Source organism: Paenibacillus sp. P5_B5 (assembly GCF_056400365.1).
On the sequence record NZ_JBFULK010000002.1, the window covers coordinates 451,944 to 467,534 of the forward strand.

General features: G+C 42.0%; 10 protein-coding genes. All 10 read left to right on the forward strand.

Translation table 11 applies throughout. The features are described 5' to 3' along the window. Positions 1-203 precede the first annotated feature (203 nt). Positions 204-1,799: a type 2 periplasmic-binding domain-containing protein gene (locus AC1DOK_RS04735; RefSeq protein WP_477553076.1), complete on the forward strand. Its 1,596-nt coding sequence runs from the start codon at positions 204-206 to the stop codon at positions 1,797-1,799. Between the two features lie 245 nt (positions 1,800-2,044). Further along, the gene (locus AC1DOK_RS04740; protein ID WP_477553103.1) at positions 2,045-3,031 is read left to right on the forward strand and encodes an ABC transporter permease; all 987 of its coding nucleotides are present in this window, start codon (positions 2,045-2,047) and stop codon (positions 3,029-3,031) included. A 9-nt stretch (positions 3,032-3,040) separates the two neighbouring features. After that, positions 3,041-3,913, forward strand: coding sequence for a carbohydrate ABC transporter permease (locus AC1DOK_RS04745; protein WP_477553077.1), 873 nt, complete (start codon positions 3,041-3,043; stop codon positions 3,911-3,913). Between the two features lie 29 nt (positions 3,914-3,942). Further along, entirely contained in the window at positions 3,943-5,547 is a 1,605-nt protein-coding gene (locus AC1DOK_RS04750; protein ID WP_477553078.1) for a type 2 periplasmic-binding domain-containing protein, read from the forward strand. A 59-nt stretch (positions 5,548-5,606) separates the two neighbouring features. Continuing rightward, positions 5,607-7,562, forward strand: coding sequence for an alginate lyase family protein (locus tag AC1DOK_RS04755; RefSeq protein ID WP_477553079.1), 1,956 nt, complete (start codon positions 5,607-5,609; stop codon positions 7,560-7,562). A 15-nt stretch (positions 7,563-7,577) separates the two neighbouring features. Continuing rightward, positions 7,578-11,489, forward strand: coding sequence for a discoidin domain-containing protein (locus AC1DOK_RS04760; protein ID WP_477553080.1), 3,912 nt, complete (start codon positions 7,578-7,580; stop codon positions 11,487-11,489). Between the two features lie 28 nt (positions 11,490-11,517). Further along, positions 11,518-12,915 carry a sulfatase family protein gene (locus tag AC1DOK_RS04765; RefSeq protein ID WP_477553081.1) on the forward strand — a complete coding sequence of 466 codons (1,398 nt, stop codon included), beginning with the start codon at positions 11,518-11,520 and terminating at the stop codon, positions 12,913-12,915. Positions 12,916-12,951: 36 nt separating this feature from the next. After that, positions 12,952-14,451, forward strand: a complete 1,500-nt coding sequence (locus AC1DOK_RS04770; protein WP_477553082.1) for a DUF3604 domain-containing protein — start codon at positions 12,952-12,954, stop codon at positions 14,449-14,451. A gap of 50 nt (positions 14,452-14,501) precedes the next feature. Further along, on the forward strand, positions 14,502-15,335 hold the full coding sequence (gene kduI, locus AC1DOK_RS04775; RefSeq protein WP_477553083.1) for a 5-dehydro-4-deoxy-D-glucuronate isomerase: 834 nt from the start codon (positions 14,502-14,504) through the stop codon (positions 15,333-15,335). A 44-nt stretch (positions 15,336-15,379) separates the two neighbouring features. Beyond that, positions 15,380-15,591: SDR family NAD(P)-dependent oxidoreductase (locus AC1DOK_RS04780; protein ID WP_477553084.1), on the forward strand; the 212-nt coding region annotated here is incomplete at its 3' end.

A 15,591-nucleotide genomic window follows, 5' to 3' on the forward strand; every position in this document is an offset into this window, starting at 1 on the left:
CGTTTCGTCATTTTTCGACATAAAACAATAAAACAAACACAACAACAAATATTCAAGATATCTCTTTCTCGAAATCTCTTATACGATACAAATTATGGAAGAGAACAATAGCAGGAGGTGATAATTGAAAAAGATGTAATTTTGCAAACGTTTTCATGTCAGTAAAAGGCTAGATTCTAAATCTTAAATCGGGGTGAAATTTTATGAAAATGAAAAAAACGGTTTGTCTTCTAGCAGCAACAACATTATTGGCAGGGTCTATGGTTGGATGCTCATCATCATCTAAAGAAACTGCTCCAACAGCAACACCGGCAGCAACAGCGACACAAGGTAATCAGAATGAAAATTCGTATTTGGCTTCAGAGAAGCCGCTTAAATTAAAGGTTCATATGGGAACTATAGAATCAGGCGTGTTCAAAAATGATTGGCCGATCTTCGTGAAAGCGGCAGAAATGACCAATGTCACGCTGGATGGAACATTGCCGAGTACAGTGAAAGATTTCAATGAAACTTTTAGCGTCGTAATAGCATCGGGTAACCTGCCAGATATTATGGAAGCGACGACCAAGAATTTCTTGCAGTTTGGTTCGGAAGGGGCTTTTCTGCCACTCAATGATTTGATTGATCAGAATGCTCCTCATCTAAAGAAATTTTTTGCTGAAAATCCGGATGTAAAAAGTATAGCCTCTGATACCAACGGAAAAATATGGTACATTCCATTTATTGCAGATGGACAAGCTGAAAGAGGTTGGTTTATCCGCAAAGACTGGTTGAAGAAATTAGGACTTCAAGAGCCGAAGACAGTTGACGAATTGCATGATGTGTTAACAGCATTCATGAATAATGACGCTAATGGAAACGGCAAAAAAGATGAAGTTGGATTTTTCCATAGAAATACAACCGACGGTTTTGACGGTCCAATAGCGCTTTGGAATGCATATCGAAGCTTTCAAGCATTTGATGGCAAAGTGATATTCGGACCTTTAGAGAAGGAATATGGCGTTGCTATGGAAAATCTGGCGAAGTGGTATAAAGAAGGGCTCATTGATAGAGAGATCTTTACTCGCGGAAAAAAGGCAAGAGATATTCTGCTTGCAGATAACGTAGGCGGTTTGACTCATGATTACTTTGGTTCAACGGGTAATTACAACGATAAATTGGCAAACAAGATTCCAGACTTCCGATTTGACCCTATGCTTCCGCCAGCTGACATAAATGGTGTAGTGAAAGAGCCTACCAAGCGGGGGCACGCTAAAGATCATGGTTGGGGAATCTCTCATAGCAATCCCGATCCGGTTGCAACGATTAAATACTTTGACTTCTGGTTCTCAGAAGAAGGCAGACGTATGGCGAACTTCGGCATCGAAGGCGATACGTATACAATGGTAGACGGCAAGCCGATTTTCACAGATAAAGTCTTGAAGTCTGATAAAGTAGCGATAGATGTTATCCGCGGGACAGGAGCCCAATCCGAATTTGGTTTCCAACAAGATTTCTTCTATGAAGAGCAATGGACAACACCTATAGCATTAGAAGGCGTTAACATGTATAAAGAAAAAGATGTATTCATGGATAGATACCCTATTCTGAAGTTTACAACGGAAGAGCAAAAAGAGGTTCAGAAGATTTTACCTAAGGTTGAGACTTTTGTTACTGAAAATACACAGCAATGGATCTTAGGCGCTAAGCCAGTGAATCATGAAGCATTCGTTAAAGAACTCGAAAAGCTCGGTGCACGTCGTTTGGTCGAAATTAATCAAACTGCTTATGAGCGATATGTTGCTGAGATAAAAAAATAATACTCATTTCTTGACTACACGTAAACCCTTACAAGAAAGCGCTTTATCTATGGTTTATATCGATGAATATCGTTTTTTTGTTCTCTTTTGATTTTAATTGGATTCGTCAATTTTAGTCATAAAACAATAAAACAAACACGACTACAAATATTCAAGATATCTCTTTCTCGTAATCTCCTATAGGATTCAGATATGGCAGAGCATTGAATGTTCAAAGCACAATAAACAGGAGGTGATACTTGAAAATGAGAAATTCTGCTGCTCCAATAAAATCACCTACCAAATTTAATAAAAGGGTGAGGCCTAAAGGAGATTTGAAAGCGTACTTTAAGGAATTACAAAAAGATGTATTTAGGGATCGAATGCTGTACTACTTGCTTATTCCATTTTTGCTATGGTTCCTAGTCTTTAAGTATCTTCCCATGTGGGGAATTCAAATCGCTTTCAAAGATTTCAGCTTATTTAAAGGAATAAGTGGAAGCGAATGGCTTGGGCTCGCTCACATTAAAGAATTTATTGGAAGCGAATACTTTTTGAGAGTATTTAAAAACACGGTCATTCTTAGCTTGTATGGACTCTTAATTTGCTTTCCAGCGCAGATTATATTGGCCATCATGATTAGTGAAGTTACTCGGGATCGCTTTAGGAAAGTGGTGCAAACGCTCACATATTTGCCTCACTTTATATCTGCAGTCGTCATAGCAGGGATCGTAACAACATTCCTGGCACCGCAAAACGGCTTGATTAACATCGTTCTAGAAATGTTTGGGATGGAGAAGATTTATTTCTTGACCAATCCTGATTATTTCAGAGGAATCTATACCACCATGAACCTTTGGAAAGAAACGGGATTTGCTTCAATCATCTTTATTGCAGCTATTGCTGGTATAGACACGCAGCAGTACGAAGCTGCCAAAATGGATGGAGCCAATAAATTTAAACAGATTCTGCATGTAACACTGCCGGGAATACTGCCCACCATTGTAGTGATGTTCATTATGAAGATCGGCAACTTGCTGAGTGTCGGATATGAGACCATCATTCTGCTTTATCAGCCGGCAACTTATGAAACAGCGGATGTCATCAGTACATATGTCTATCGTTCAGGGCTTATTGATGGCAGATATGACTTCGCGACAGCCGTAGGATTGTTCAACTCCGTCGTAGCCTTAGTTCTTGTCGTTACAGCGAATAAGATTAGTAAAAAAGTAACTGATTCAAGTTTATGGTAGGTGATATGTGTGATTGAGTCAAGAACAGAGAAGATATTCAAGATAATCAATAATATCCTGCTAGCTCTAATGGCGACGGCTGCGTTATATCCATTTTTATACGTATTATCCGCTTCCGTAAGTATGCCATTTAACGTAGTTACAGGTAAGGTGCTTCTATTTCCCAAAGGATTTACATTTGATGCATATAAAGAAGTTTTAGGCAATCCGGAAATATGGTCAGCTTATGGAAACACCATATTCTATACAGTGGTAGGAACAGCAGTATCTATGTTTTTTACGATCTGTGGTGCCTATGCTTTGTCGAAGAAGCGCTTGAGAGGAAGAAAGTTTTTTACGATATTAGTCACGTTGACGCTCTGGTTTGATGCGGGAATGATCCCTTTTTATCTTACTCTAAGAGATTTGGGACTATTAAATACCCGAACAGGTATTATTATAGCTTTTGCATGTAATGCCTTTAAGGTTATTTTGCTCCGCACCAACTTTGAAGGAGTACCAACGGAGTTAGAAGAATCGGTGAAAGTAGATGGTGGTAACGATCTGCAGGTATTACTTAAAGTGTACTTGCCGTTAGTGAAGCCTGGACTCGCGACAGTTGGATTATTTTATGCCATTGAGAAATGGAATGGATATTTCTGGTCGATGATCATGCTGACTGATATAGACAAAATTCCACTTCAAGTATTGTTGAAAAAAATGATTACGGCAAATGGCGTGCAATCGGAATTTGCAGCTGCACTGGACTTTTCTTCAACTATATCTGCGGAAACCGTGACCTATGCTACAATTATAGTCTCGATTATTCCTATTGTACTTGTGTATCCTTATATCCAAAAATATTTTATTAAAGGTATGTTAGTAGGAGCAGTAAAAGGATAAACTCAAATTTTAAATCGGGGTGAAATTTTATGAAAATGAAAAAAACGGTTTGTCTTCTAGCAGCAACAACATTATTGGCAGGGTCTATGGTTGGGTGCTCATCATCATCTAAAGAAACTGCTCCAACAGCAACACCGGCAGCAACAGCGACACAAGGTAATCAAAATAAAGATTCGTATTTGGCTTCTGAGAAGCCGCTTAAATTAAAGGTTCATATGGGAACTAAAGATTCAGGCATATTCAAAAATGATTGGCCGATCTTCGTGAAAGCGGCAGAAATGACCAATGTTACGCTGGAAGGAACATTGCCGAGTACAGTGAAAGATTTCGCTGAAACTTTCAGCATCGTAATAGCATCCGGTAACCTGCCAGATATCATGCAAGCGAATAAAAAAGATTTTATGCAGTTTGGTCAGGAAGGGGCTTTTCTGGCACTCAATGATTTGATTGATCAGCATGCTCCTCATCTGAAGAAATTCTTAGCAGACAATCCGGATGTAAAAAGTATAGCCTCTGATACCAATGGAAAAATATGGTATATCCCATTTATCGCAGATGGAGAAGCTGAAAAAGGTTGGTTTATCCGCAAAGACTGGTTGGAGAAATTAGGATTGCAAGAACCGAAGACCGTTGACGAACTGCATAATGTGTTAATTGCATTCGCTACTAAAGATCCAAATGGAAACAGCAAAAAAGACGAAGTTGGATATTTCAGCAGAGATATAAACGCTACCGGTACCAGTATGGAAGGCCTCATGGCGCTTTGGGGTGCAGATCTAAGCTTTCGAGCAGTTGATGGCAAAGTTAAATATGGACCTTTAGAGAAGGAATTTGGCGTTGCAATGGAAAATCTGGCACAGTGGTATAAAGAAGGGCTGATTGATAAAGAAATCTTTACTCGCGGAAGCAAGGCAAGAGATACTCTGCTTGCAGATAACGTGGGCGGTTTGACTCATGATTTCTTTGCTTCGACGGGTAATTACAACGATCAGTTGGCAAGCAAAATTCCAGGCTTCCAATTTAGTCCTGTGCTTCCACCAGCTGACGTAAATGGTAAGGTGAAAGAGCCTACCGTGCGGGATCGTGGTAAAAAGTATGGATGGGGAATCTCCCACAGCAATCCGGATCCGGTTGCAACAATTAAATACTTTGACTTCTGGTTCACAGAAGAAGGCAGACGTATGGCGAACTTCGGTATCGAAGGCGATACGTATAAGATGGTCGACGGCAAGCCGATCTTCACAGATAAGGTCTTGAAGTCTGATAAAGCGCCTGTAGATGTTATCCGTAAGACAGGAGCCCAGTCCAATTTTGGCTTCCAGCAAGATTTCTTCTATGAAGAACAATGGACAACGCCTGTAGCAATGGAAGGTATTAAAATGTACCATGATAAGGATGTATACATGGATAAATACCCTATTCTGCAATTTACACCGGAAGAGTCAAAAGAAATTCAGAAGATTAACCCTAAGATAGATACTTTTATTGCTGAAGCGAGACAGCAATGGATCTTGGGCGCTAAGCCAGTAGATCATGGAGCATTCGTGAAAGAACTCGAAAAGCTTGGAGTACATCGTTTGGTTGAAATCAATCAAGTTGCTCATGATCGCTATGTTGCTGAAATGAAAAAATAGATAATTGAGATAGGCTGTAGACATCTATGAGTCTACAGCCTATTTAAGGAGAAACAAAGATGAATATACAAGCTTTGTTGAAGGAGCCGATCTCAACTAGTGAATTATTAGCTAACCTACGAGCGAGATTAGAGCCTATGGCAGTCAAAAGCAAGTACATTTCAGACAACATGCCTGAACTCGTGCAAGATACTATAGCAAATGCAGAGGAAGCTTATCGGGGAATGGTCAAACTTCCAGGTACGGGCGGTGTGCGTGAATTTGTAGGAAATCCGCCTTGCTGGTTGGAGCGCAGACATAATGATAATGAATTTCTCTGGCAGCTCAATCGAATGAATTACTGGCAAGATTTGCTCGAAGCGTATTCCTTAACGCAGGATGAAAAATACGGGCGTAAAGTTATTGATGAGATGATGAATTGGATCGAGACGGTAGAGATCCATGATGACATGATTGACTATCCGATCAGCTATTTTAAACAGTGCAATCCATTGCGAGCATTGGAGCTTGGAATCCGACATTACAAGACCTGGCCATTAGTATTAGAGCATCTGGGACATACAGAGATGTTTACAGAGGAAGTATTGGAACAATATTTAGGCACTGTTTACAAGCAAATTAAGATCTTGCGCAAGGTATCGCCGATATTTTGGCCTAAGGCGGATCATAACCATTTTCTCATGGAATGTCTTGGTATTCTGACAACGGCGCTATACTTTCCAGAGCTGCAAGAAGCTGAGGAATGGAGAGCCTTTGCGATAGATGGGATCGAAAGATGCTGTTTTGCCCAATTGACCGAAGACGGCGGACAGATCGAAGGCTGTCCTTCCTATCATAATGGCTGTATGTTCTGGTTTGGGCTTGCTGTCGTACTGGCCAAGCGTTTTAATTTCCAGTTCTCAGATAAGTATATGGAGCTATACCGCAAGAACCTTGACTACTCCATTTATTCCCTGCGACCAACTGGAAAATGTGTGCCTGTAGGAGATTCACATGCCAACAATCTGGCTGTTATGGGTGCGGTATATGGCTACATGGCATTAGATGATACAACCTGGCTAGGGCTCGCAACAAATCTGATCGACATTCAGGACACCATGCGTGAGGCTAGCAAGCATGTTTGGCGCGCTTTAGATGTGCAGCGGTTCTATGAGGATTTAAAAGCTCTTCAAGGAAAGCATTATGAGTGTGATAAATTGACAACGTTCTGGAACCGAACTCTGCATCAAGCAATTATTCGCAGTGGATGGGACTCCGAGGCACTGAGCTTTTTGCTTACCTGCAGAAGTCCGGTACAGAACTCTCATGCCCATATCGATCTCATGAGCTTTGATTTTACAGCACTCGGCAAAAATATGATTTGTGATCCGGGTATTTTCTGTTATAGAGATGATGAGGATCGCAAGCAATTTAAAAGCGCTAACTATCATTCCACTCTGCTGATTGATGAGAGGGATCACTTCGAATATTTGGGTTCATTTAAATTTGGTCCACAGAAGATCGGGAAAATTTACAATGTGGAAGATAGAGGTTTCTACCAAGTAGCAAGCGCTTATCATACGAATTATGAGCCCATTGTACATCATCGTCATATGGCATTAGTGGATAACAAACTAGTTGTTATTGCAGATCGAGTTGAAGGGTTAGAGCATAATGGGGTTCAGCGGTACTTCCATTTGGATTATACAGAGGTAAAGGCAGCACCCGATGCTGTCATCGCTACCCATGACATTGCCAATCTAGCCATATATTCGTATCCACAGGAAGAAACAGAGCTACTGCCAGGAAGGCTGTCCGATGTGAATGATACTGCGAGAGCCGCTACAAGAGTTCGATTCCAGGGGACTTACAGTGGAATGGCTACGTTCGTAACTGTACTTATTCCTTACAAAGGGGATCAAACACCTACTGTAAATATTGAACTCGTGGATGACTGCTGCTATGAGTTCAACTATGGCGAACGCTATCAAGTTATGATCAAAGACAACGATATCGAAATCTGTAAACCAGTATAAGGAGGCTAGACAAGGATGAATTTGCGGAGAAAGCTATTTCAACGTATCAGTTTAATGTTAAGTATCGTCCTAGGGTTCGGCGGAATCTTGGGTGCATTGCCAGCTTATGCAGCATCTACTCTCAATGTACATTTAGTTCAAGATTTTGAAGACTATACTCAAACAGGTGCTCCGCCAAGCGGGTTTGAGCTGACAGGCATACCAGATGTGAAGAAATCAAGCGGTGCACTGAACGACGAATATACGGCTCCTAATGGATCAAGCGCAGCGCTGAGGATCAATGAGTCTGTAGCAGATCAACCCGATGTAGGCCTTGCCAAACGTTTCGGGACGGAAGACTTAACTGGCGAACTCATCCTTGATTTTGATATCAAGTTACTGGATTTTAATGGAAATCGATTTTTCGAAGTCAAAGACAGCAGTAATAAAGGCATTACACTAGGAAGCATAGGGCCTGATGGCATTTTAAAAGTTGAAGGCAAAAAAATACCATTAGATATGAACCAGTGGTACCGACTTTCATTTGCGATCAATTTTAAACCTGATGTACAGACGGTATCTGTCTATGTAGACGGAGTCCAAAAACTAGATTCGATTGTCCTGAAGAATAGCAGCAATGCAGCAGGTATCAATTACATTCGAGTTCGGGCTAAACGAAACGCGCAGGCGGATCTGACAACAGATGTCTACGGCAACAAAAACTATACAACCTTGCTGGATAATATGAGGGTGTATGAAGGCCATGAGTTGAAGACGATGGAAGAGTTACAGGAGATCAATGTACCAGATTCATTAATGGATTTTGACAATGACCTTGGCATTTCCGTTCAGAATCGTCTAGAGGGTGCTTTGGCCATGGTTGTGAATAGCCCCAATGTGCTGAAGGATAATGTTAAAACGGTTAATGCTATTAGTGAGCAGAATAAACCGCGAAAAGTTGAGGGAGAGATCGTCGTCCCCCTTCGTTTTGTAGGCCAATTCTTTGGTGTTGATGTGAAAGTCCATGGAAAAAGCGCCAATGTAAAAGTGGATGGTCGGAACATTGTGGTTAATAAAAATCATGCATTGATTGCCGGCAACAAAGTGCAACCTACTCCATATATTCAGTTTACTTCCGACGATGTGATGGTTCCTTTAGACCTAGCGGGAACCATACTTCATAAACAGGTGTACACGGACTATAAAGGCAGAGGGCTTATTGTCATAGGCGATAATGCGAAACCGTTTGACGATACGCTTGATAAGGCAGATGAAAGTGTAAAGCCTCAGGATAATGAAAAGTTCTTTATCGAGGAAGCGATCAAAGAGATTGTTTATGATAGACCGACCGGAGATGAAGCCATTGCTCAATTGATGAGCAACAATGCGCCTCACCCGAGAGTTCTCGCAACTTCGTCTGATTTTGCTCGTGTTAAGTCGATGATCGAGTCTGGAGAACCTACGATCAACAAGTGGTATCAAGATATTCAGAAGCTAGGCGAGAAGCATTTGGTTATGGCGCTTCCTACAGATGATCTTCCAGATGGCAGAAGAATGAAAGGTTCCAGACAAGTGGGACCGCTCGTGATCAACCTGGGAATGCTCTATCATCTAAGCGATGATGCTGCCAAGAAGGAACAATATAAGCAGCGGATCTGGGATGAAGTTTATACGTCATCACAATTCCCTAATTGGAACGAAGCGAATGAATTTCTGAATACGGCAGAATTCATGGAAGGTCTTGCTATTGCGTATGACTGGCTGTATGACGAATGGACGCCGGAGCAAAGACGTATCCTTGAGGATGCTATGATCCAGAAGGGTCTTGTTAAAACACTGGAAGCCTATAACAAAAATGTATGGTGGATTCACACGTACCCAAGAGCGAATAACTGGAATGCGGTATGTAACGGATCCTCAGTTCTCACCTTGATGGCGATCGGAGACCTGGATAGGGAAATCTTGCTGCCGTCCAAAGAGACAGTAACCATGCAGCAATTCGGTGGAAAGATACTGGATGTTGCGTTTAATGGACTTGAGGATTTTATTTTACTCGAATTTACTCCTGATGGAGCGTGGGCGGAAGGTCCAAGCTACTGGAAATATACTTTAGAGTACATTGTACGGTTTATTTCTTCTCTGGAAACAACGTTAGGTACAAGCTATGGTTATGACCAAACTCCTGGGCTTAACAAGACAGCTTACTTTCCAACGTACTTAAGTGGAGCAGTTGGTTCACTTAACTATGGTGATGCTTCAAGCAACAAGGTAATGTCCGCTGAAGAAATGTGGATAGCGAAGAAATACGGGGATCCATTATTAGCATCTGTCCATCTGGATAATAAGAATAAATTCAAGAGTGCTGGCTCTGAATTAGAAATGCTATGGTATGACCCTGCTCTTTATATCCCTGGGCAAACGCTGGATTTGGATCAATATTTCAGTGGGACAGAGGTAGCTACGTTCAGAAGCAAATGGGAAGATCCTAATTCAAACTTCTTAGGACTTAAAGCGGGCAATAACGTAGTCAGCCATGGACATTATGACCTGGGCAGCTTCGCATTTGAATCCTTGGGACAGCAATGGGCAATTGACCTGGGCAAAGATGATTATAATCTGCCGGGCTATTCGAATTATGATAAGGAACGTTTAACATATTATCGCTTAAATCCAGAGGGGCACAACACATTAGTTATAAATCCCGATGGAGGCGCACAGCAGAATATTAAGGCATTCTCCAAGATAGAGAAGGTAGAAAGCAAGCCGTCTGGCGGATTTGCGATTGCAAATCTGACGGAGGCGTACGACAGGTATGTCTCTCAAGCTAAGCGGGGTGTGATGCTTGCATCGAACCGTACGAGAGCTACGATTCAAGATGAGGTGTCCTTCTTAAGCCCATCAACTGCCTATTGGTTTATGCATACAGAAGCTGACATTCAAGTGAGTGCTGATGGAAAGTCGGCAATCTTAAGCAAGGGTGGAGAAAAACTCTGGGTTGGACTGGATAGTGATGCTCGTGATGGAGCGAACCAACCGATTGATGTGAGGTTTGGCGTTTTGGACGCGAAGCCGCTACCGGAATCGCCTAATCCTTCTAAACAAAACCAAAATGCAGGCATTCGCAAACTATTTATCAAGCTGGATCAAGTCAAGGAAATGAGATTGACGGTATCAATGATCCCGATCGTTGGGTCAATCGAGGATACTAACACAACGGTTAGCAGCGTTCCGCTCGACATGTGGAACATTGCAGATGGTGAACTCACGATTCCTGTTATTCAAAGTGCAAGCATAGACGGTGTACCGTTAGCAGATTTCGATGAGCAGAAATTCAGCTATGATATTCAGTTGCCGCTTGATCGTACGGATGTACCTGCGCTGGAATTTACGTATGATCAATCGCTGAATGATGTAAAAGTCATCCCAGCAGACGAGGTTCCTGGTGTAACGAAGGTTATTGTAACCTCTTTGCAATATCCTGAAATAAAGAGTGTTTATCAATTCAATTACAAATTAGTGCCTCTTAACGGTGAAGAGGAGCGTTTAACCGAGCTCCCTATTGTAAGTGTTTCTGCAAGTGCCTCGCAAGATGATGTAGGTAATACAGAGGATAAAGCTATCGATGGTAATCTGGGTACTTACTGGGGTGCAGAAGGTGATCAATGGATTATGCTCGATCTTGGGGAAGTTAAGACCGTTAATAGTGTTGGAATTGCGTTTATCCGAGGAAATGAGCGCAGCTTCAAATATGATATCGAAACCTCGCTGGATGGCCAGACCTGGTATAAGGCATATTCAGGTCAGAGCAGTGGTGAAAGCTTGGATATCGAGAAAACGTATGTGAAGCAGCATGATGCCCAGTATATCCGAATCACTGGTCACGGCAACAGTGTGAATCAATGGAACTCCTATGCTGAAATTCGCGTCTATCAGCTTCAGATGCAATGATGCATTAAGAGAAAGAAAGGTAGATCAAATGAAACAGCCTAATATTTTATTCATCATGTCCGATGATCATGCTTCACATGCAATTAGCAGTTATGGCAGTGTGATTAATCAAACACCGAATATTGACCGAATTGCCGAAAATGGCATTCGCTTTGACAATTGTTTCTGCACCAATTCCATCTGTGCTCCAAGTCGGGCAACGATTTTAACGGGTGTATATAACCATATCAATGGTGTAAAGACACTTGATGATGACATTGATGGAACTATGATGAATTATCCCAAGCTGCTGCAGCAAGCGGGATATGAAACAGGGATCATAGGAAAATGGCATCTAGGCCATGGCGGTAATTCTGATCCTACCGGATTTGACTATTGGAATGTTCTTCCACACCAAGGAGATTATTTTGATCCGGAATTTATTGAGATGGGTGAAACGAAGAAGATAAGTGGCTATGTAACAGATCTTATTACGGAAATGTCAAGGGACTGGATTAAAAGTCGGGATAAGAATAAGCCGTTTATGTTAATGTGCCATCATAAAGCACCGCATCGGTCATGGTTGCCTTCGCCTAAATATGCCGATTTATATGAAGATGTTGAAATTCCTGAGCCTGTTACATTCCATGATGATTACAGCACGCATGCCGAGGCTGCACGTGAAGCCAGAATGCGGATTGATCGGGACTTAAAAAGAAAGGATGTCAAGGCAGATCCGCCGGAAGGAAGCACGCCAGAGCAGATCAAAAGCTGGAATTATCAACGTTATATTAAAGATTATCTCCGCTGCGTTGCTTCAATTGATGAAGGTGTTGGTATTCTGCTGGATACCTTGGAAGAAGAGAATGTATTGGACAATACGATTGTCGTATATACTTCCGACCAAGGCTTTTTCTTAGGAGATCATGGCTGGTTCGACAAACGTTTTATGTATGAGGAATCATTGCGGATGCCGCTGCTCATTCAATATCCGAGAGAGATTAAGCCGGGCAGCGTCAGTCAGGATATGGTGCTTAACGTGGACTTTGCAGCTACTTTCCTGGATGCGGCAGGTGTGGCTGTTCCAGAAGCTATGCAGGGTAAGAGCTTCAGATCGATATTGAGCGGTACAACTCCAGATGATTGGCGAACATCGATGTATTACCGTTATTGGATGCATCTAGACGAGCAGCACTCTGTCTATTCCCATTATGGCATCCGTACTCACGAGTACAAGCTGATTTATTACTATGCGGATGCTTTAGGGACAACGGGTTCTCTTGACGAGCGTAGACCGCCGGAGTGGGAGCTTTATGATCTGAAGAAAGATCCTTATGAAATGAATAATGTTTATCATGACGCTGCTTATGCAGACATTATTGATAGATTGAAACAAGAATTGACTGCACTACAGCTTGAAGTGCAGGATGTTCCCTATGAAGGCTAATAGAATTGTCTAATAGAGTTAAAGGAGAGAATAGATATGAAACTATTATTTGGAGATTTGCACAATCATTGTGGAATCACTTATGGATTTGGCGCATTGAAGAATGCATTGGAGGCAGCAAAAGGACAATTGGATTTTGTCGCTATTATCGGTCATGCGATGTGGCCAGATATGCCGGAGCGGACAGAGGAGACAGCATTCCTGGTAGATTTCCACAATGATGGTTTTGCTAAATTACGTGCGGATTGGGAAGCGATCCGTTCACAGGTACAAGAAGCTAATATTCCGCATGAATTTGTTACTTTTCAAGGTTACGAGATTCATTCCAGCGAATTTGGGGATCATCATGTGATATCGCCAAGCGATGAGCTTCCTCTTGAATATGCAGCTTCTCCACAGAAGCTTGCTGAGAAGCTTGCACCTTATCAAGTGATTGCTATTCCGCATCATATCGGCTATACACCTGGTTATCGCGGAATCAATTGGGAAGCCTTCCGTAATGATATTTCACCGATTGTTGAAGTGTTCTCCAAGCATGGCTCTGGTATGTCAGATGAGACCTCATATCCTTACTTGCATACGATGGGGCCTAGAGACTCACGCAATACGGCATTTACGGGGTTGAAAAAAGGCAAGAAATTTAGCTTTGCCGGATCCACTGACCATCATGCAGGTTATCCTGGATCATATGGCGATGGACGCGTTGCGGTATGGGCAGATGAGAAGACTCGTGAATCGATCTGGGAAGCAATTAAAGCTGGTCGCACATATGCAGTTACAGGAGACAAGATCGAATGCCAGTTCACAATGAATGGAGCTTGCATGGGTAGTGAAGTGGAAGCAGCAGGCGATCGACATCTGGTACTGGATGCTGTATGTGCAGATTATATTGATAAGATTACAGTGTTTAAAAACACAAAGCCTTGGAAGGTAGTTACAGGGGAAAGCATAGAGATAATCCCTTCAAAGGGCGGTATGAACAAGTACAAGATTAGAGTGGAAATGGGCTGGGGCGAGTCTAAGCAAGGCTATAACTGGAACGCTACAGCTCAAGTGAAGAATGGTAAACTTCTTGCTGCAGATAGCTGCTTCCGTGGTCGTAGCGTGCTCGCGCCTGAGCCTGGCATGAGAGAGAATCCAGATATCAACAAGCTTGGCAATAAGATTGTCGAGCAGACGGAGCAATCACTTGCCTGGACTTGTACGACAGTCCAAAACCCAAGTACAGTACATCCGGCTACAGCAGCAGTAGTGCTTGAAGTAGAGGGAGATGAAACAACCGTATTAGTCGTAGAGGCTAATGGAATCAAGCTAGAAGCCAGCTTGGCTGAATTGTTGGAAGGATCTCGTTCCTTGCATGTACAGCCTTATAGCTCGGAGGCAATCTTGATTCATCGTGCGGCTCCGGAAACAGCTTACAATATTCATTTGGAATGGAACGATACGGAGAAGGATCAGGATACAGATGTGTATCATATTGAAATACGCCAAGTCAACAATCAGTTTGCTTGGATTTCACCGATTTTTGTAAGCTAATGTAAAGATGAATAGTAGTCATATTCTTTATAAATAGAGGAGTGGGAAATATGGATATTCGTTATGCTTCACATCCAGATGCAGTGAAAGGCTTTGATACCGAAGAATTACGTAAGCAATTTTTTATTGATTCTCTTTTTGTTTCTGATAAGCTTCAGCTTACTTATAGTCACGTAGATCGGATTATTACGGGTGGTGTTGTTCCTGTAACTAAGGACGTTAAGTTAGAGGTCGACAATAAGGAAATAGGAGCAGACTATTTTCTAGAGAGACGAGAAATCGGAATTATTAACATCGGTGCTACAGGTGCTATCGTAGTTGATGGTGTTGAATATGCAATGGAGAATAAGGATTGTCTCTATATTGGGATGGGTGCTAAGGAAGTTGTCTTTAAGACGGTAGATCCGAATCAACCAGCTAAATTCTATATCAACTCAACACCTGCACATCATACTTATCCTACAGTTAAGGCAGCAATTAGCGAAGCAGCTCCAGTTCATCTTGGATCGATTACCAATTCGAATGAGCGCACGATTTATAAGTTCATTCATCCTGCTGGTATTAAAAGTTGTCAGCTAGTGATGGGCCTGACTATGTTAAAGCCAGGTAATATGTGGAACACAATGCCTTGTCATACACATGACCGCCGTATGGAGGTATACCTGTATTTTGATATGCCTGAAGATGGTGTTGTATTCCACCTCATGGGTCAGCCAACAGAAACACGTCATATCGTAATGCGGAATGAGCAAGCTGTTATTTCTCCAAGCTGGTCTATTCATAGTGGCGTGGGAACAAGTAACTATACATTTATTTGGGGCATGGCAGGAGAAAATCAAGTTTTTGACGATATGGATGCTGTTCCGATGAAAATGCTTAAATAATTTTGTGCACTTATACTACTACATTCTTAAGGAGGAATTAATAAATGCAACATTTGTTCGATTTAACAGGTAAAACCGCTCTTGTAACTGGTGGCGCGATTGGACTGGGTTTCGGTATGGCCAAAGGGTTGGCAGAAGCGGGTGCGGATATTTGTATCGTCACTCACACGAACAATTCGGCAGAGGCTGAAGCTGAAATTAAAGCAATGGGTCGCAAAGTACATGTTATTATTGCGGATTTAAGCAAGGAAGAGGT